Genomic DNA, 20,011 nt, shown 5'->3' on the forward strand with positions numbered 1-20,011 from the left:
CTCCGAGACCCGCATAATCCACCGAACCGCCGTATACGGACCCGTACGTACGGTGGTGTGGGAGGGGCGACGCCGCGAGGCGTCCCCCTATCCCGATTGGAGCTCAAGGCAACTCAGAACTGCGTAATTGCCTTCCCGTCGGCCCCGACCAGGCCCGACGGCGCCTCCCCGAACACCAGCCCCTCCGGCTGAAACTTGAGGTGATGACAGCCATTCTGTCGCGTCGAATGCGTCCGATGATCAGGGTCTGTGCGGACAAACCATCGTCAGATAGAGCAGCGTCGGCGCCTTGTCCTCGCCATCGCGATACTCCCACTCCAGCCGGATCTCATGCCGGTGCGCGTAGGCGTCGCTCGCCTTGTGCGTGACGATCTTCGTCTTCATCGGGATCGGCGGCTCGGAGTTGAAGCATTTCCGGACGCAGGCATCGAGCAGATCGCATCGCGTCAAGGGGATGACGCCCGGCTCGTCGCTGGACAAGGGGATCGTGTTGGGCTGGGTGCTGAGGTCGACGCGAGCCCGGCCCTTTTCCTTGTGCCAGTACGCAGCGCTCCCATCTGGCCATCTCTCTGGCGGCGTCAAAATCAGGTGGTATTGGCCGTATTCCAGCGTCGGCAGGTGGATGTCCGGAGACGCCTTGAGGATGTCCACGCTCCGCTGCATGTTCTCCAGCGGGAAATAATTCTCGTTCATCAAATCTTTGAATGAAGCCCCGGTATATGTTCTTGAGCCCATCGCCTTTTCCTTCAATATGTTCTTGGCTTTATGTTCTTGGCTTTGCGAAAATACGTACAACTCCAGCGACGCCGGTCAGCTTGGCCAATCCTCGCGCCGTCGAATATGTGCCCCATCTTTGTTGGGATTTGCTTACGCTACCACTCAGGACTGAGTTTCGTCCAGATCGCCAACCGCACCGTGCCCCGCTCACGGTGAGGAGCAAGCGCGATTGCTAAGCGGTTTTCGACAGGTATTCTTATCGAGAGTTGCTCGCGGATTCTGGTCGACAGAATGCCCGCGACCTTTGAGGCGCAGGAATGAATTGCTTCACGTGTCAGTCTGCGATCGGTCCGGACGATAGCTGGTGCTCCAGATGCGGGGCCGCGGTGCGTCAGCGGGTCGACCCCGACAGCGAACGCCGGTTTGTGACGATTCTTCGTGCCGATGTCATAGACTCCACAGGTCTTGTTGCCGAATTGGAGCCGGAGGAGGCTGTCTCGCGCCTCGAGCCGGCACTGGCGGCCATGAGGGCCGCGGTACGCCAGTTTGGCGGCATCGTCAGCAAGGAGCTGGGAGACGGGCTGGCTGCCGTCTTTGGCGCTCCGATCGCCGACGACAACCATGCGCCCCTTGCCTGCCATGCGGCGATCGAGCTGGTCCGGCGCGTCGGCAGTTTGGGGGATCCCGGGCTCCAGGTCCGGGTCGGTCTGCACTCCGGCCATGTCGTTGCCTACATGGTCGCCAGTGAATTTTCCAAGGTTTACGAGATCGGCGGCGCCGCCCAGCATCTGGCCGCGCGGCTGGAGACGGCAGCCGAGGCGAACCAGATCTACGTGTCCGAAGCCTGCCAGAAGCTTGCGGACGGGCATGTCCGCTTTGATTTTCTTGGCCGCAAGACCCTGCGCGGTTTCAACGAAGCTCTGCCGGTCTATCGGATCATTGGAGCGAGCGATCTTTCGAGCTGGCGGGTGCGACGCGCTCGTAGCGTCTCCCGGTTTGTCGATCGGACGACGGAGCGGGCGCTGCTATGGCGCGCTGCGGAAAAGGTCGTCACAAGCGGGCAGACTGTTCTGCTGATGGGTGATGCGGGCATTGGAAAGTCGCGGCTTGCGCACGAATTTGCGCAGGGCCTCAGGGCTGACGGCTGGCGGTTGCTCGACGTCGAGTGCAGCCCAAATCTTCAGGGCGCGCCATTCAGCACCCTGAAGCGACTGGTGCTCTCCCTCCTGGAGGCAGTCTCCAAGGACTCAGATCGCCTGACAGACCCTCGAAGGGAATTGTCGCCGGTCCATCAGTTTGCAATCGACGCGGTGCTGGATTTGCCCATTTCCGATCCGCGTTGGAGCGAATTGGAGCCCTACGCGCGGGGACGGGCGATTTCGGAGGCAAGCTGCGCAATCCTGGAAGGCGTAGTCCGCCATAACGGCACCGTTCTTCTCATCGAAGATCTGCACTGGGTTGATCGAGCCAGCGACACGGTCATTGCCGCCATAGCGTCGCTGCAGGTGCCGAATCTGTTCGTTTTCCTCACGAGCAGGCCGAACGGAATGCCGGAATGGATCGCGCGTTGTCATGCAGAAGTGATCGCGATGCGGCCATTGGACGATGAATCCGGAATGGCCATGTTGGCCGACATGCTCGGCACGTCCGTGACGAATGCAGGCTTGAAGAACCGGATCATCTCTCACACGGCCAACGTTCCGCTGTTCATCGAGGAGGTCTGCCGTGGTCTGAAGGATAACGGCACACTTCGCGGCCAGTGGGGTGATCTGGCCCTGGTGCGTCCTATAGAAGAGCTGGGTATCCCCACAAGTATCCAAGGTGTGATTGCGGCGCGACTCGATCGGGTATCGAGGCAGGAGCGCCTGGTTTTGCAGGTCGCTGCCGCATTGGGGCCGCGATCGAGCGAAGCCGTCGTGCGGAGAGTCTCGGACTTGCCCGAAGACGCCCTGCGGGACTGCCTTGCGGCGCTCGATCGGGCCGAGCTGCTGGTCAAGATCGATAGCGACATCGCGGACTCGCTTGAGTTTCGACACGAGATGGTTCGCCAGGTGACCTACGAGTCGATGGTCGAAAAGGTCCGCGAGAGCGTACATGCGCGCGTTCTTGCGGCATTCGAGAGCGACGAAATATTGAGAGATGATCCTGACGCTCTCTGTTACCACGCAATGCGTGCCAAGGACTGGCCCAAGGCGTTCGACTACGGAAGAAGCGCCGCACAGAAGTGTCTTTTGCGCTCGGCATATGCAGACGCGGTCGACTACTTCCGGACCGCGATGAGTTCACTCGATAAGACGCCAATAACGAGTTCGAGGGAGACGAATGCCATTGATCTCCGGATGGAGGCGCGCATGGCGTTCATCTGGTCCGGTCGGGTTGCCGAGTGGGTCGATCTGGGAAAGGAAGCTGACCAACGGGCCAGCGAGATCGATGATGTCGGCAGAAGGGTTGCCGCCAAGACGGTCATGGCGGGTGGGCAGAACTTCTATGGGACGCCTTCGGAGGCCGTTACTCTTGGCGAGGAGGTCGTTGGTCTTGCCGAAGAGTCCGGCAACCCGGGTTGGCGCAACCTTGCGCAATACAATCTCGGGCAGGCCTATTTTCTTGCCGGGCGCTATCGCGAGGCGGAGCGGACTATCGCGCGCGCCCGTGCCCATCTCATGGGGCCGGAAGCGAGTGCGCCCTTCGGAACTCCCCCCAAATACACACTCCTTCTCTGCTGCATGATGAAGAGCTTCACCCACACCGTCATGGGCGAGCTCGATGCCGCCGAGCAGCTCCAGCGCGAGGCCGCGGCGATCGCGGAGGAGACGGCCCGGCCCTACGACCGTGTCGCCGCTGCCTATAGCGGCGGCTGGCTGAAGCTCGGCCGTAACGAGCCGGCGGCGGCCGCGGCCATTCTCGAAGACGGTTTTGTCCTGGCGCAAAAGCACGGCATCCGGCTGTTCGTGCCGGTGCTCGGCTGTCACCTCGGCATGGCCTATCTGGAGCAGGGGCTGTTCGACCGCGCGCGCGGCATGCTGACCGAAGCGCGCGAGGAGGCGAAGGCGGTCGGCTATACCTCGGCGGTGCTGCGCAGCTCGATCTACCTTGCGCTCGCCACCCACCGCCTCGGCGACATCCAGGCCGCGCAGAACATGCTGCGCGAGGCGCGCAACACGGCGCGGCAGCAGGGGTTTTCCGGCCTGGAAGCCGAGGCGCTGTTCGGCGAGGCCGTGGTGACGCCGACGTCGGATGCGGCGGCCCGTGCGGCCATCCTTGCGGCCCTGCGCGCGACCATCGCGATCGCCACTGAGAGCGGCGCGCTGCCGCTCCAGCACAAGGCCGAGGCGATGCTGAACGAGATGGTGGCGCGGGACGACGAGCTGACCTGAACTCTGCTCCCGGTTGGATCGGCCGCCGCGGCCGAAATCTGCCCGACGCGTCAAATAAATCCGGCAGGCGACGCAAGGGTTTAGCTACTGTGCATGAGGTTGTTTTCGCCCTTCTTTTGAAGGGTCTCCCATTGTGCAACGCAGAGACGGCACGCTTGTGCGGCCCGCTTTGATGAAAGCCTCTTGCGCGCACAGCAAGGTCGGCTACCGTCGGTCCTAGCCGCAGGGGCAGGCGACATTTCGATTCAAGTTTTTTAGCATCCGATTTTTCGGCGCCGCGACGGCGCGACGCCCACCGAACGAGGCGGGGCCATGTTTACACGGGACCAGTCAGCGCTGCTTGCGCCGGTCGAGCGCGATTTGCGGCTCGATCTCTTCCGCGGCATCGGATTGTGGATGATCTTCCTCGACCACATCCCGCACGACGTCGTGGCCTGGCTGACCTTGCGCAATTACGGCTTCAGCGACGCCGCGGAGTTCTTCGTCTTCATCTCCGGCTATCTGGTCGGCTGGATCTACGGCCCGATCGTCGCAGGCGGCTGGTTTCTCGCGGCGCTGAAGCGGCTGTGGCGGCGCGCGGCCGAGATGTATGTCGCTCACATCATGCTGTTCCTGTTGTTCACGGCGCAGATCGCCCGGACCGCGCGCCGCTTCGACAATCCGATGTACGAGCACGAGTTCAACGTGTTCAATTTCCTGTCGCATCCGGACGAGCTGATCGGCCAGGCGATCCTCTTGAAATACAAGCCGGTCAATCTCGACGTGCTGCCGCTCTACATCACGCTGGTGTTCGCCGCGCCCTTCATCGTCTGGTGCCTGGTGCGCCGGCCGAACCTGACGCTCGCGGCGTCCGTGCTGCTTTATCTGCTGTCGCGCTGGTTCGACTGGAACGTCGCCTCCTATCCGCCCGGCACGACCTGGTACTTCAACCCGTTCTGCTGGCAGCTGATGTTCGTGTTCGCGGCCTGGTGCGGCATCGGCCAGATCGACAAGGTCGCGACATGGGCGTGGTCGAAAGCGGCGATGGGGCTGGCCGCGGCCTGGCTCGCCTTCGCGCTGCTGATCGTGATGACCTGGCATGTCCCTGCGCTCGAAGCCCTGGTCCCGAAATGGATGATCAAGGCGATCTACCCGATCGACAAGACCGATCTCGACATGCTGCGCTTCACGCATTTCCTGGCGCTGGCGATGTGGGTGACGCATTTCGTCTCGCGCAAATGGCGGGCGCTGCACGGGCCCTGGCTGAGGCCCGTCATCCTGTGTGGCCGGCATTCGCTGCCGATCTTCTGCCTGGGCGTATTCCTGTCGTTCTCGGCGCACTGGATCCTGACGCAATACACCAAGGGCGTCTGGGAGCAGCTCGCGGTCTCCGCCGTCGGCATCATCATCATGATCGCAGCCGCCTGGCTGCTCGACCGGGCCAGACGAGTGCCGAACCTGTTCGTGAAGGTGACGGAGGTCGAGGAGGCCGACGCCGCATTGCAGACCGCGCCGGCGGCAACTGCCGGTCGTTGAGCATCGCCAGCCTGCATCTCGTGGAGAGGTTCATGTCCAGACGTTTGTTGACGGTCGCCGGCGCCCTCCTGCTCCTGATCTGTGACGCAGCGGCCCAAGCACCCTCGCCGGAGGCGATGAGCGCGGCGCGCAAGCTCGTGGTCACCTTGAAGATCGCGGATCAATATCGCGCGCTGTTGCCGCAGCTTCTGCTCAAGCTCCGGCCCGTGGTCGCGCAGGACAGGCCGGAGATCGAGCGCGACTATGACGCGATGACGGCACCCGGCTCCGAGATCTACACCCCGGCGCTGACCTCGATGATCGACCAGGTCGCTGCCCTCTATGCCCAAGGCTTCAGCATCGACGAGCTGCGCCAGATCGAGGCCTTCTATGCCCAGCCGGCCGGGAAGAAGTTTCTGGAGAAGTCCGATGCGCTGGCGCAGGCAAGCGCGCAGATCGGCCAGGCCGTCAGCCAGAAGGCTGCCGACGAGTTAAAGCAGCGCCTGATCGAGGCGCTGCGCCAGAAGGGGCACAAGCTGTAGACAGCTCTCTCAGTGGATAGCCGCGTACATGATCCTCTCCTCAGTCGCGTCCTGCGCGGAGAATTCCTCCACAACCTTGCCCTGGCGTGAGACCAGGATCCGGTCGGAAAGGGCCATGATCTCGGGCAGATAGGACGAGATGACCACGACCGCCTTGCCCTCGTCGGCAAGCCGGTTGATCAGCTCGTGGATCTCGACGATGGCGCCGACGTCGACGCCGCGCGTCGGCTCGTCGAAGATGATCAGGTCCGGCTCCTGCACCAGCGATTTTGCGATCACGACCTTCTGCTGATTGCCGCCGGAGAGCTCGACCACCTTGCCGTGGTCGCCGATGGCGCGCACCCCGAGTTTCTTGATCCAGCTCCTGCCGACCGTCTCGGTTTCCCGCCGGGACAGCATCATGCGGCCCTTGGGGAATTTCGACAGCAGGCCGAGATAAATGTTGCGCGCGATCGAGGACGTCTCGAAGAAGCCCTCGACCTTGCGGTCCTCGGTGACATAGGCGATGCCGGCCTTGACCGCCGGCGCCGGTACCCGGTAGCGCACCGGCTTGTCGTGCAGCAGGATTTCTCCGCCGTGGAAGAAGTCGCGCTTGAGCACGCCGGAGACGATCTTGAAGGTTTCGGTGCGCCCCGCGCCGACCAGGCCGAACACGCCGGTGATCTGTCCCGCGAACACCGACAGTGAATTGTTCTTCACCATCGGCGCCATCTTCAAATTCTGCACCGTGAGCACGCGCGCACCGGCCGGCCGCACGTTACTTTTCCTTGCGCCGTAGAGCGTGTTGGAAAGGTCGCGTCCGACCATGGCCTGCACGATCGCGGCACGGTCGAAATTTGCGGCCTCGTCGGTCGCGACATGCTTGCCGTCGCGCAGGACCGTGATGCGGTCGGCGAGCAGCAGGGCCTCTTCGAGGGCGTGCGAGATGAAGACGATCGAGACGCCGCGCTTCTTGAGATCACGGACGAGGTCGAAGAAGTATTTCTTCTCTTCCGGCGTCAGCGATGCGGTCGGCTCGTCGAAGATGATGACCTTGGCGCGATGCAGAACCGCGCGCGCTATCTCCACCATTTGCTTCTTGGCAGCTCCAAGGCCGCTCACGGTCGCAGTCGGCGTGACGTCGAAATTGAGCGATTGCAAGAACTGTTGTGCGGCGATGTAGATGCCGCGCAGGCGGTTGTAAAACTTCTCCTGCCCGAGAAACAGGTTTTGCGCGACCGTCATGGTCGGCACCAGGCTGTTCTCCTGGAACACCATGGCGATGCCTAGATTGCGCGCCTCCAGCGGCGTCCTCGGTGCGACGTCCACGCCGTCAACCGTCATGGCGCCTGAGGTCAGCGTCACCACGCCCGCCATCACTTTGGTCAGGGTCGACTTGCCGGCGCCGTTCTCGCCGACCAGTGCGTGAATCTCGCCGCGGCGGAGGTCGAAGTCGACCCCGTCGATGGCGGGCACGCCGGCGTAGAGTTTTGTGGCCTTGCGCAGCGAGAGCATGATGTCGCTCATGAACCAAACTCCTCGGCAAGGCCGGCGAGGGGCAATCTCAGGACACGGCCCGGCCCCTTGGCGATCAGGACGAGATCGTCGCCCATCTCGATGGCCGCAACGACGCCGTGATTGACGCCGTCGACCCGGCTGTGCAGCGAGTAAAGCGGCTGGCCGTCGGCGTCGAGCCGGATGACTAGCCCATAGGAGCGCGGCGGCGCCCACGGCTTGATCACGCCCATGGTCTTGATATGCGCGCCCTGCATCGGCTCCTTGAACGAGAGGCCGGAGCGCAGGCGCGGCGCGACCCAGTACTCTGGATCGATTTCGGCCATCATGCGTCGCCGGTAGGCCGGCTCGCGCAGCACGAACTCGATGAGCTGGGTGCGCGCGGTGAAGGCCGTCAGCCAGTAGCCGCCGCCCGAGGCCTTCGCCAGCCGCGATGGATAGACGGGAAGGTGAGCAAGCATTGTCTGCGGTGCAGCGCCCGGCGCCACCAGGACGAGGCGGTGACGCCAGCTCTCGCTGACCAGCACGCCATGGCCATGCGCGCAAGCGCCGAAGGCATGGCCGAGCCCTTGCGCCAGCGGCGTCACGGCTTTGCTGCCGGGATCCAGCCTGAACACGCGGCCGCTCCGGTTGAGCTCCATCAGGTCGCGCGCCCAGTCGTCGACGCCGCATGTTGTGGAGCCGTCAGTCGCAATGAGCGTATTGTCGTCCGCGAGCGCGAGCGCGTTGATGGCGTTGAACGCGCTATCGGCAAACGTCGTGCCTGGCTGCTCGGCCGAAGCGTTTGCGTAGAGATGCACCTCGCGCCCTCCGAGCGCGACTGCGAGGCCGCCGTCGGGAAGGGCACACAGGGCCGAGATAGGCCGATCGAAGCTGCGGACCTCTGATGCCGAGACGCCATCCAGGCGCATCAAGCGCGGACCATCCGCAATGAAAAGCTTGCTTCCATCGGTGGCGATGTCCTCCGGCGCTTCGCAGGTCAGCAAGATCTCCGCCGATTCCAGCTTCTGGTTGGGCTTCAATGCGCCGTCAAAGGACGGCACGGTGATGGTGGCGTCGCCCCGCCCGAGAAAGCGGTTGGCGAACTCCCTGACAGCCGCGATCACGATTGCTTTCCCCACCTCTTGTCGTATTGGACAAAGTTCGGATCGGCGTTGTCGAGCTTGTAGCGGCCGATCCGGTTGTTGAGGATGCCGCCGAGATAGAGATAGCCGCGATGCTCGCGCATCGATGTGATCATCGGATGGTTTTCGCCGCGCAGATCCCAGAGCGATTCGACGATCTTGCCCTGCTCGTTGAACTTGACCACGCAGCCTGTGTTGATGTTGGGGAACAGCCACTCATCCACGGGCACGCGTTTGGCCATGCGTCGCCGGAAGCCAGGCATTTTCCAGGCGAGGTCGAGCGAGGGGCTGCGCATGCCGACCAGCGCCAGCCAGTAATTGCCATCCGAGGCCAGGTTGATGTTGTCAGGGTAGCCCGGCAAATTGTCCATCACCACCTCGATGGCATCCTTTTTCGGTCCCGCGAACCAATAGCGCTTGATCGAGCAGCCGAACGTTTCGGCAAACAGGATCGACTGGCCGTCGCTGGCGACGCAGATGCCGTTCGGGAATTTGAGGCCGCGCAGCTCCGTGCGTGTCGTGCCGGTCTTGGTGTCGTAGGAAATTATGCGTCCGTTGCCGCGCGCCTCAAGGCCGTCGATCGGCCATTCGTCCATCTCGTAGCGCACAGTCGCCTCCGAGAAGAAGATGAGGCCGTCGTCGGTGATGTCGAGATCGTCGGCGAGCCGCAGGCGGCTGTCGTCGTTGACCGAGCGCATGCTGCGGTTGGTCTCGTCGGTCACCTTTTCCACCGTTCCGTCGGGCCTGACGCGATAGAGTCCCATGCCACCGATGCAGATGTAGAGGTTGTCCTCGCGGTCGAAGGCCATGCCGAGCGGCTGGCCGCCGATATGGGCGAACACCTCCATCTTCTGATAGTCCGGTGCGAGAAAGCGGATGATGTCACCGTGGCGCGAACCCGCATAGAGATTGTCGTGGCGATCGAGGATGACGTCTTCGGGTGCCTCGATCCGTCCGAGGCCGATCAGCTCGACGTTACGCAGCTTGTCGTTCTGCTCGAACGGGCCGCCTTGCCCGATTTCGGTCGGTGGGGGCGGTGGCAGCGCGTGATAGGTGGGCGCGACATAGACTTTGCTGATGATGCGTGTGCGGTTCTTCTGCCAGCGGATATCGACCATGGCAGCGACAAGCAGGATACCGGCGAGCGCCATCCGGTTGACGCCGCCGCGCGCGTTCATGGTCGTCAGGCCGTTGGTGATCAGGAGTACGATCAGCACCCCGACGGCTGATTTAGCCACCGAGCCCTTGCCGCCGCCGAGCGTGATGCCGCCCAGCACCGTTGCGGTCACCACGATCACCTCAAGTCCGACGCCGATGTCGCCGCCGACGGTGCCGAGCCGGGACGCGAAGAACAGCGCGCCGATGCTGGTCAGCACACCGCTCGCGACGTAGCAGAGCGCAATGGTGCGGCGGACGGGAATGCCGGAATTGTAAGCCGAACGGCGCGAGCCGCCGATCGCGGTGATGTGCCAGCCCGGACGCAACCGCGTCATGAAGATATGACCGAAGATGGCGATCACGATATAGACGAGCGCCACGGTCGGAAAGCCGAAGACACTGCCGCCGCCGATGAAATCCCAGGACGGAATGTCGGGAAGGGACGACGCGATCGCGTTGGAATAGCGCTGGATCAGGAGATCGTAGGCCGAGCGGTAGATGATCAGCGTGATCAGCGTGGTGATGAAGGCCCGTAGCCGCAGATATCCGATCAGCACACCATTGATGGCACCAAGCAGCGCGCCGCAGAGCAGCGTCGCGGCGACCACCGCCGGCACCGGCCAGCCCAATACGTCGAGCAGATAGAGGGCGCAGAAATCTGTTAGCGCGAAGATTGAACCGACGGAAAGATCGATGCCGCCGACGATGACCACCAGCGCCAGCCCGAGCGCGATGAAACCGATCTCTCCGGCCTGGCGCGCGGTGTCGGCAAGGCTCGCCGGCGACAGGAAATTGTCGATGGATCGGCTGAGCGCGAGGCCAATGATCAGGAGAAGGATCACCGGGATGGCTGTCTCGGTCCATCGCTTGGACAGAATTTCACCGAGCAGATGATCAGGCCAGTAACGGTAACGCAGACTCGTCAGGGTATCGCGCATCGGCATTCCAGGACCTTGCAAATTTGGAGCGACGTCCCGGGCGCGAAGCGGCCCGGGACGCTTGAGTCTGGTGTCGTGGAATTATTTCTTGAGGTCGCTGAGATTCCAGCAGGCCATCTGGCTATCGGCGTTCTCCTTGGTGATCGGAATCAGCGTCGTGTATTCCGAGCCCTTGATCGAGCCCGGCTTGACGCCTGATGACAGCAACCACTTAATCGTGCCGGCCATCTGCGCCGCCTGCGTCGGCACGTCGTAGCTCATGTTGAGATCGAACGCGCCTGATTTCACCAGCTCGCACGCGCCCTTGCGTTCGCCGCCGCCCGAGGTGGCGACGAACACCTTTCCGGTGAGGCCTGCTTCCTTGACGGCCGCCGCGGTGCCGATATCCATGCCGTCCCAGAAGCCGACGATGCCGCAGAGATCGGGATTCTGCTTCAGCACCGTTTGCGTGATCGCCTTGGCCTTGGCCGCGTCCCAATCGGCGGCTTGGCTGGACACCACCTTGATCTCGGGATGCTTGGCGAGCACGTTCTCGACGCCTTTCAGCGTATAGGCGCTCGCGGCCGCCGACAGCGCCCCCTGGATGATAGCAATCTTGTTCGACTTGCCCTCGCAGGCCTTGACCACGGCTTCGGTTTGGCGTTCGCCGATCTCGACCCAGTTGGCGCCGACGAAGGCCGAGCTCCGATAGGCCGAGCCCATGTTGATCTGGATGACGTAGATGCCTTCGTTCTCGGCGCGCTGCAGCAGCTTGGCGTAGGTCTGCACGTCCGGATTTTGGACCACGATCACCGCCGGCTTCTCCGAGATCAGCGACGTGACGGCCTGCGCACCGGCGTTGGTATTCCAGTTGGCATCGCGGATCACGAACTTGACGCCGAACGGTTCGAGCTCCTTCTTCAGGCCGGCATACCAGCCTTCGGTGAGGTCGAAGTTCATGGCGACCGGAACATAGGCTACGGTCTTGCCGGCCAGCGCTTCCTTGAACGGCCTCTGGAACGGCTCGTCCAGGCCCTGTTGGGCCAGGGCCGGTACGGTCATTGCCGCGAGACCCAGTGCGGCCACGGTCGCCTTTGTCGGGCTGCCGAAATGTTTCATTACTTCCTCCTCGGTTATAGTTGTCGTTCTCGTTGGGTCGTTCAGATGTCGCCTTGCTGTGCCGTTTCTTCGTTGCGCGGATTCAAGAACGAGTCCGTGATGACGGCGAGCAGCAGGACCACGCCCTTGATGAGATTCTGTCCGGCGTAGGAAATGTCCATGATGGTCATGCCGTTGAGCATCGTGCCGATCACGAGCGTGCCGATCACGACGTTCAGCACGCCGCCGCGGCCGCCGGATAGCCCGATGCCGCCAAGCACGACGACCAGGATGACGTCGTAGATGAGCGTCGAGTTGAAGATGCGGGTCGGCATTGAATTAACGGATGCGGCCATTACCAGACCGGCAAAGCAGCCGATCAGGGCGGCGACGACATATTGCAGCACGATGATCGGCCGGGAGGGAATGCCGGTGACACGCGCGGCGTAAGGGTTATCGCCGATTGCATAGATATAGGCTCCCCAGCGCGTCTGGCGCAGCAGGAAAGAGACTGCGATACAGGCGAGCGCGAACATCACGATTGATGTTGGAATGCCGAGGATGGTGCCTTGTCCGAGCCGCTCGAAGCCGTCCATGCCGGGGCTCCACTGCACGACGTCGAGCTGAAACAATGCGGTCTGCCCGAGCCCGGCGAGCAGCAGGCCGGTTGCGAGTGTCGCAAATAGCGAGGGGACCTCCGCATAGGCAATCAGCCAGCCGTTGATGAGGCCGAAGGCAATCGTGAGCAGCACTGCGGCCAGCAGCGAGGCCGGCAGCGAATGACCGTTCTGCACCATCTGCAGCACCAGCCCCGGCGGGACCGCGAGGGCTGCGATCAGCGAGATGTCGATGCCGCGGCCGATCACGACGATCGCCATGGCAAGGCCGAGTATGCCGAGCACCGCCACGTTCTGGAGCAGCGTCAGCATGTTGTCAGCGGTCAGAAAGCCGCGCAGGAAGATCGAAAAAACGAGGAACAGCAGCGCGAAGACGGCGAAGACGATCTCTTGCTGATTGAACCGAAAGCGTTTCATCCCCGTTTTGCCTTTCTTCGACTTCGGCCTCTGTGGGTCCGTCAGGACGATCGGGTCTCTATGCGATAGGTTTGCGGAAGCGTCGCCAGGCTTTCGGCAAGTACCTTAGCCCGTTCCTGATCATTGGAGTCCACCGAGATGTGGACGAGTGTGTTCAGCCTGGCGTCCCTCTCGACGAGAATGTTTGCCGCGGTATCCGGGCTGAAGATGCGGTCGAGCTCGGTCCTGACCTTCTCCCGAACGGCGAGGTCGCGAAGCGCGGGCTTGAAGATCTTCCCGACGGCGGTGACTGGCAGCGCTTCGAGCAGCACGACCCGCTTCGGCCGCGCAGGAGGTTCATTGACGTTGCGTTCGAGATGCTCGCGCAGCTGCGGCAGATCGATCGTCTGCCCCGGAGACGGCACCACGAAGAGAATCGGGACCTCGCCGGCATAGGCGTCCGGCATGCCGACGGCCGAGCTTATCTGCACGCCGGGGAAGGCGTTCGCGACATCCTCGATTGCGGCAGGGTCGATGTTGTGACCGCTGCGCACGATCAGGTCTTTCTCGCGGCCGGTCAGCACCAGGCGCTGATCCGGGGTTAGATATCCGACATCGCCGGTGACGATCCATTGGTCGTCGGTCAGCACGCCTTTGTTGTGCCGGGGGTCGATGTATCCGGGAAACACCTGCGGTCCGCTGACGAGGACGAGGCCGCTGGTGAGCGGCGGGCAGTCTTGCTTCAGGTCGGCATCGGCCAGAGAAACGATTCTGGTCCTCGCAAACGGCGCCCTGAATCCTACGCTGCCCTGTATGGGTGTCCCGCGGCCGGGATTGAACGCGATCGCTGCTGCGGTTTCCGTCATGCCATAGGTCTCGAACAAGGTAATCCCGGTTCGCGCCTGAAACCTCTCGCTGATGGCCTTCGGAGCCACGGCCCCGCCGGTGAGGGCCATTCGAACCGAGCTGATATCGGAGGATCCGATCGGCACCTCGGCAAGCGCGGCAATCGACGTCGGCACGCCGCTGACGATGGTTGCGCGGAAGCGCTCCACGGTGTGCCAATAATCGCGGATCGCATCCGGACTTCTGAGAGCGTACGGCGAGGGAATGATGACATGGCCGCCGGCTGCGAGAATGGACAGACCGAGTGTCATCGTGCCGCCGACGTGAAACAGCGGAAAGCCATTCACGGCGGCATCTAGCTCGTCCAATCCGTGAACCTGCGCAAAGCTCCAGGCGGCATGGATCTGGTTTCCATGCGTCAGGCGCACGAGCTTCGGTCTTCCGGTCGTTCCGCCGGTGTGGAAGAGTGCGCATACGGCTTGGCGGTCTGTCGACGGCTGGAATTCGAGAATGTCCGGCGCACCTGCGATCGCCTCATCGAAGCTCAGAAAGTGGCCAATCGAGCGGCTATCCTTGCCAAGCACGAAAATCGTTCTGAGTGACGGGACGCGCTTCGCGACGTTAGTTGCTTTGGTCCAGATCGCGCGATCGGCCGCTTCGGAAGCAACGACCAGCACGGTTGCGTTCTGTGCCTCGAGCAGGTCGGCAATCGCATCTTCGTTCAGGAGAAAATTGATCGAGCTGGCGACGCCCGCGATTTGGGCGCCAAGCAGCGCCGGGAATAGCTGCGGAAGGATCGGACAGAGAAACGCGATCGTTCCGCCATTCCGGTTGATCCCGTGCGACCGGAACAGGTTTGCCGCGCGGGCGATTTCCGCGAGCAACTGCCGATGCGTCAGCGTGACGTCGCCCGGTTCGCGCGAGCCTTTGGTCAAAACCGTTAGCGCAGGCCGATCAGGATGCAGGCGCGCCGTTGCTTCGAAGAGATGATGGAGATTGCGGGCAGGAACGAGAGAATCGTAAGACCGCCGCTCCAGCGCTTCGATATCGGCGATGGCCTTGATCGGTTGCGTGAACCGCGTCGTGATCGGCAACGCGCTGCTCACGGGCACCGCCATTCAAGCGGCACGGCAGATTGTGCAGCGGTTGATCTGACCTGATGCAAGCGAACGTTTCCCGCCTATTTCGTTGTCCGTTTTTTGTTCTTCATAGGCCACATGCCCGGAGGCGGCTTGCTCCGGAGCGCAAAGCTTTTGCTTCTCCGCGCAAACCGGTCTTGCGCGCAGACGGCGGCCATCTAGAATCTCTTTGCCTGGCCGACTTGTGCGATGCACAAACGACGTTCATCCTGGCCTCGCAATGGATGGGCCGACGATGAACCTGGTATTTTCGACAGACGATCTGGAGCCGTCCAAGCGCTACGCTGCGTGGCAAGGCGCTATTTGCGATGTCTACGTCCATGTCGACGTAAATGCCGAGGAGCGATCCGACTACCACGGCTTCATTCGCGAGGCGCGGTTCGGCGCAGTTACGATGACAGACGTACTGCTGTCCGAACAGCGCATATCCCGACGCGAGCGGCATATCGCGAAGCTCGACAAGGATTGCTACTACGTCGAGTTCGTCCAGCAGGGCCGGGTCAACGTCCTCCAGGCCGGCCAGACCCTGCTCTCGAATCCCGGTATGGGCGCGATCTTCTCGGCCTCGGAGGCCTATGATCTGGAGTGCATCGGCAAGGTGCGATCGCTCTACCTCGAGATTCCGCGCCAGGAATTCTCGGCGCGCTTCAGCGACGGACGCCTGCCTGTCGTCACGACGATGGCGACGAGCCGGGGCCTCGGACGGATTGCCGCCGAGTTCTGCGCCACGCTCGCGGCGCAAGGAGGTCCGCTGGATGAGACCGTAAGGACCCGGCTCGGCGGTGAGCTGATGGACGTGCTGGCGCTCGCGCTCGACATGGGCGACCGGGACGAATTCTCGGAGGATGCCGGCGCGCAGCAGGCCCGTCTGCGTTCGGTCAAAGCCTGGATCGAGACGCACCTCACGGACGCGGACCTGTCGCTCGAGAAGGTCGCAAAGAACAACGGCGTCTCGCTCAGGCATCTGCATTATCTCTTTCGGCTCACCGATGTCTCGGTGTCCGAATGGATTTTGGATCGCCGGCTGCAGCGCTGTTACGACGTCCTGACCCGTCCCGAGTTGCGCTCCCTGTCGATCACCGAAGTTGCCTATCAGTTGGGATTCAGCAGCTCGTCGTACTTCAGCACGGTCTTTCGTAGGAAATTCGGGCACAGCCCATCCGACTTGCGACGGCGTTAAAGGACCTGCACCGCGCGAGGCGATGCAGGTCGGTCGTTGCGAAAGCATTACTTCACCAGCGGGCAACCGCCGTCCTTGAGTGGACGGAAGGCCTGGTCGGCAGGCACCTCGGCGAGCAGCTTGTAATAGTCCCAAGGCCCTTTCGAGTCCTCGGGCTTCTTCACCTGGAACAGGTACATGCTGTGCACCATGCGGCCGTCCTCGCGTAAGACGCCGTTGTCGGTGAAGGCGTCCTTCACCGGCAGCTCGCGCATCTTGGCCATCACCGTCTTGGTGTCCTTTGTGCCTGCGGCCTGCACCGCCTTCAGGTAATGCAGCGTCGCGCTGTAGGTCGCTGCCTGGTTCATCGTCGGCATGCGCTTGACGCGCTCCATGAAGCGCTTGCCGAAGGCGCGGGTCTTGTCGTTGAGGTCCCAGTAATAGGCCTCGGTGATGATCAGTCCCTGCGCGAGCTTTAGCCCTAAGCTGTGCACGTCGGAGATGAACATCACGATCGCAGCCAGGTTCTGGCCGCCGGCGACGATGCCGAATTCACCGGCCTGCTTGATTGCGTTGATGGTGTCGCCGCCGCCGTTCGCCAGCCCGATGATCTTGGCCTTGGAGGCCTGGGCTTGGAGCAGGAAGGATGAGAAGTCCGCGGTGTTGAGCGGATGCTTGACGCTGCCGAGCACCTTGCCGCCGGCGGCCCTCACGACGTCGCCGGTGTCGCGTTCGATCGAATGGCCGAATACATAGTCGGCGGTGAGGAAGAACCAGCTGTCGCCGCCGTTCTTGACGATGGCGCTGCCGACCGTGTGCGCGTTGGAATAAGTGTCGTAGGTCCAGTGCGCAGTGTAGGGCGAGCAGGACTTTCCGGTAATGTCGGAGCTCGCGGCATCCGTCACGATCATGATCTTCTCGTATTGCTTCGACAGCTCCATCACCGCGAGCGCAGTGGCCGATGTCGGCAGGTCGATGATCATGTCGACGCCTTCGGTCTCCCACCATTTTCGCGCGATGGTCGAGGCGACGTCGGGCTTGTTCAGCACATCGGCAGAGACCATGTCGATCGGCTTGCCGAACATCTGCCCGCCAAAATCCTCGATCGCCATTTTGGTGGCCTCGACATTCCCCTGGCCTCCGATGTCGGAATAGACCGAGGAGAAGTCGGAGAGCACGCCGATCTTGAGCGGCGCCTGCTGGGCGGAGGTGGGGGTGATCAGGGCAGCCGACAGCAAGCCGGCCGCAGACACGAATGCTGCGATAGGTCTCATGGATACGTTTCCTCTTGAGCGGGACTATGCTGTCCCTTTGTCCGACAAAGTTAGAGGCGGGTTCCTCAGGAGTCAATTTGTTGCATCGTCGGCACGAATGACGCAGTTTGACGCGCCCACCGCCGTTCCTATAGTTTGTCCGACAAACGCCATTGGAGCCAGATTTGCCTCTCGCGCCGCTCTTCCGTCCGATCGATGTCGCGCCCGCCTATCAGAAGGTCGCCGACGCCATCGAGCGCGAGATCGTCAATGGCCGCATCAAGCCGGGCGATCCCATCGGCACCGAGCACGATCTGGTGCGCCAGTTCGGCGTCAACCGTTCGACCATTCGCGAAGGCATTCGCGTGCTGGAGGAGGGCGGGCTGATCAGCCGCGATTCCTCGCGACGGCTGCATGCCTGCCTGCCACGCTACACCAAGCTCGCGAGCCGTCTCAGTCGCGCGCTTGTGCTGCACGAGGTCACTTTCCGCGAGCTCTACGAGGCCTCGATGACGCTCGAAGTGGCGAGCATCGAAAGCGCGGTGGAGCGGGCGACGGAGGAGAACCTCGCAGAGCTCGCCGATAACCTCGTGCGCAGCGAGGCCGTGGTCGGCGATCCCGCGATGCTTGCCGAATGCGATGCCGAATTCCACGTGCTGGTTGCCAAGGCCTCGCAGAACCGCGTGCTCCAGCTCGCGCGTGAGCCGGCCGCGCAATTGTTCTATCCGACCACCGAGATGATCGTCGCTGGTGTGGCCGAAGGCGGCCCGCGCCTCGTCGCCGCGCATCGCCATCTCATCGAGGCGATCCAGCGCCGCGACCGCGAGGCGGGCGTGCTCTGGACGCGCCGGCACTTGCAGGATTGGCGGCGCGGTTTCGAGAAGATCGCTTCGCTCGACCGTTCCGTCGAGCATATGTACATGGAGCACGCGCAAGCGGTCCGACGCAGATAGCGCATGATCCGGAAAAATGTGGAGCGGTTTTCCGGGAGGATCATGCGCAAGAAAAGACAAGCCGCAAGACTTCAAGCAAAATCCAGCAAAAAAAGACATCACACGGAGGGACACATGACCGGCGACATCGTAGCCACCATCTCGAAGGCCCGCGAGCATTCCATCGGCGATCTTCTGCGCCGTTCGGCGGGTCGCGAGCCGGACAGGCTTGCGGTGAGCTGTGGCAATGTGAGCTGGACGTTTGCCGAGATGGACGCGATCTGCAACCGGCTCAGCCGCGGTCTGCTCGGCCTCGGCGTCAAGAAGGGCGACCGCCTCGCCGTGCTGTCGCGCAATTCGCACGCCTTTGCGGCGCTCCGGTTCGCGGTGGCCCGGATCGGCGCGGTGCTGGTGCCGATCAACTTCATGCTCAATCCGGACGAGATCAACTTCATCCTGAAGAGCTCCGGCGCAAAGCTGATCGCGGCCGGTCCTGATTTCGTCGAGCCCGCGCGCGCCGCAAGCGCCAGGGACTGTGCGGTCGAAAAGTTGATCTGGCTGCCGGGCGAGGATCCGGCCACGGCGCCCGCGGGCCTCACCACCTTCGACGATCTCCTCAGCCCCGACGCTTCGTTCCTGGAGGCGTCCGTCGACAGCCGCGATCTCGCGCAGATCGTCTACACCAGCGGCACGGAGTCCCTGCCCAAGGGCGCGATGCTGACCCATGATGCCGTGATGTGGCAATATGTCAGCTGCATCATCGACGGCGGCATGAGCGTGGAGGACAAATTCCTGCACGCGCTGCCGCTCTATCACTGCGCGCAGCTTGACGTGTTCCTGGGGCCGCAAATTTATCTCGGCGCCTCCGGCGTGATCACGGGCAAGCCGACCGCCGACAACATTCTGTCGTTGATCCAGGCGCACAAGATCACGTCCTTCTTCGCGCCGCCGACGATCTGGATCGCGATGCTGCGCTCGCCGAACTTCGACAAGGCCGACCTGTCGACGCTTCAGAAGGGCTATTACGGCGCCTCGATCATGCCGGTGGAGGTGTTGCTCGAGCTCCAGCGCCGCCTGCCCAACGTCAAGTTCTGGAATTTCTACGGCCAGACCGAGATAGCGCCGCTCGCGACCGTGCTGGGTCCTGCGGACCAGCTGCGCAAGGCGGGCTCGGCCGGCAAGCCCGTGCTCAATGTCGAGACGCGAGTCGTCACCACGTCGATGGAGGACGTCAAGATCGGCGAGGTCGGCGAGATCGTGCACCGCTCGCCGCATCTGCTCTCCGGCTATTACAACGACTCCGTCAAGACGGCGGCGGCGTTCTCCGGCGGCTGGTTTCACTCGGGCGACCTCGCCATCGTCGATGAAGAGGGCCACATCACCGTGGTCGATCGCGTCAAGGACATGATCAAGACCGGCGGCGAGAACGTCGCCAGCCGCGAGGTCGAGGAGATGGTCTATCGCATCCCCGCGGTGTCCGAAGTCGCCGTCGTCGGCTTGCCCGATCCGCGCTGGATCGAGGCGGTGACTGCCATCGTCGTGGTCAAGAGCGGCGAGAAGCTCGACGAAGATTCCGTCATCAAGCACTGCGCCGGCCAGATGGCGCATTTCAAGGTGCCCAAGCGCGTCATCTTCGTCGATGCCTTGCCCAAGAACCCGAGCGGCAAGCTGCTCAAGCGCGAGCTGCGCCAGCGCTTCGTCGGGGGCGAGACGCTCGACAAGGCGATCCAGACAAATTTTGGCACCTGAGG

The 20,011-nt window shown here is 62.8% G+C and carries 14 protein-coding genes; 6 read left to right on the forward strand and 8 right to left on the reverse strand.

All coding sequences use genetic code 11. The features are described 5' to 3' along the window. Positions 1-240: 240 nt before the first annotated feature. Positions 241-735 carry a hypothetical protein gene (locus IVB27_RS04315; RefSeq protein WP_247441678.1) on the reverse strand — a complete coding sequence of 165 codons (495 nt, stop codon included), beginning with the start codon at positions 733-735 and terminating at the stop codon, positions 241-243. Positions 736-1,034: 299 nt separating this feature from the next. On the opposite strand from IVB27_RS04315, the gene IVB27_RS04320 reads away from it, so the two are divergent. From IVB27_RS04320 to IVB27_RS04330, 3 genes are all read left to right on the forward strand, one after another. Beyond that, positions 1,035-4,091, forward strand: coding sequence for an ATP-binding protein (locus IVB27_RS04320; protein WP_247441679.1), 3,057 nt, complete (start codon positions 1,035-1,037; stop codon positions 4,089-4,091). 312 nt (positions 4,092-4,403) lie between these two features. Then, positions 4,404-5,606 (forward strand): OpgC domain-containing protein, encoded by a 1,203-nt coding sequence (locus IVB27_RS04325; protein WP_247441681.1) that lies wholly within the window; start codon positions 4,404-4,406, stop codon positions 5,604-5,606. A 32-nt stretch (positions 5,607-5,638) separates the two neighbouring features. Beyond that, positions 5,639-6,127 carry a DUF2059 domain-containing protein gene (locus IVB27_RS04330; RefSeq protein WP_247441683.1) on the forward strand — a complete coding sequence of 163 codons (489 nt, stop codon included), beginning with the start codon at positions 5,639-5,641 and terminating at the stop codon, positions 6,125-6,127. A 9-nt stretch (positions 6,128-6,136) separates the two neighbouring features. On the opposite strand, the gene IVB27_RS04335 is transcribed toward IVB27_RS04330, so the two are convergent. The 6 genes from IVB27_RS04335 to IVB27_RS04360 form a co-directional block, all read right to left on the reverse strand. Further along, entirely contained in the window at positions 6,137-7,633 is a 1,497-nt protein-coding gene (locus tag IVB27_RS04335) for a sugar ABC transporter ATP-binding protein (protein ID WP_247441684.1), read from the reverse strand. Beyond that, on the reverse strand, positions 7,630-8,727 hold the full coding sequence (locus IVB27_RS04340) for an SMP-30/gluconolactonase/LRE family protein (protein ID WP_247441686.1): 1,098 nt from the start codon (positions 8,725-8,727) through the stop codon (positions 7,630-7,632). The genes IVB27_RS04335 and IVB27_RS04340 overlap by 4 nt, the downstream gene beginning before the upstream one ends. Beyond that, on the reverse strand, positions 8,724-10,847 hold the full coding sequence (locus IVB27_RS04345) for an ABC transporter permease (protein WP_247441687.1): 2,124 nt from the start codon (positions 10,845-10,847) through the stop codon (positions 8,724-8,726). The genes IVB27_RS04340 and IVB27_RS04345 overlap by 4 nt, the downstream gene beginning before the upstream one ends. Positions 10,848-10,922: 75 nt before the next feature. Then, a complete protein-coding gene (locus IVB27_RS04350; protein ID WP_247441689.1) occupies positions 10,923-11,939 on the reverse strand; it encodes a sugar ABC transporter substrate-binding protein in 1,017 nt (338 codons plus the stop codon). Between the two features lie 41 nt (positions 11,940-11,980). Continuing rightward, positions 11,981-12,952, reverse strand: coding sequence for an ABC transporter permease (locus IVB27_RS04355; RefSeq protein WP_247344060.1), 972 nt, complete (start codon positions 12,950-12,952; stop codon positions 11,981-11,983). Positions 12,953-12,993: 41 nt separating this feature from the next. Then, positions 12,994-14,883: an AMP-binding protein gene (locus IVB27_RS04360; protein WP_247441691.1), complete on the reverse strand. Its 1,890-nt coding sequence runs from the start codon at positions 14,881-14,883 to the stop codon at positions 12,994-12,996. 268 nt (positions 14,884-15,151) lie between these two features. Here IVB27_RS04360 and IVB27_RS04365 point away from each other — a divergent pair, with 268 nt between their 5' ends. Beyond that, positions 15,152-16,096, forward strand: a complete 945-nt coding sequence (locus IVB27_RS04365; RefSeq protein WP_247344054.1) for a helix-turn-helix domain-containing protein — start codon at positions 15,152-15,154, stop codon at positions 16,094-16,096. A gap of 47 nt (positions 16,097-16,143) precedes the next feature. Here IVB27_RS04365 and IVB27_RS04370 read toward each other — a convergent pair whose 3' ends face one another. Then, positions 16,144-17,349, reverse strand: a complete 1,206-nt coding sequence (locus tag IVB27_RS04370; RefSeq protein WP_247441693.1) for an ABC transporter substrate-binding protein — start codon at positions 17,347-17,349, stop codon at positions 16,144-16,146. A 164-nt stretch (positions 17,350-17,513) separates the two neighbouring features. Between IVB27_RS04370 and IVB27_RS04375 the strand changes: the two genes are divergently transcribed. Then, positions 17,514-18,281, forward strand: coding sequence for a FadR/GntR family transcriptional regulator (locus tag IVB27_RS04375; protein WP_247441694.1), 768 nt, complete (start codon positions 17,514-17,516; stop codon positions 18,279-18,281). A 114-nt stretch (positions 18,282-18,395) separates the two neighbouring features. Next, complete coding sequence (locus IVB27_RS04380; protein WP_247441696.1) at positions 18,396-20,009, forward strand: acyl-CoA synthetase; 1,614 nt, start codon at positions 18,396-18,398, stop codon at positions 20,007-20,009. The last annotated feature ends 2 nt before the right edge of the window (positions 20,010-20,011 follow it).

Source organism: Bradyrhizobium sp. 197 (assembly GCF_023073375.1).
Taxonomy (GTDB): Bacteria; Pseudomonadota; Alphaproteobacteria; order Rhizobiales; family Xanthobacteraceae; genus Bradyrhizobium.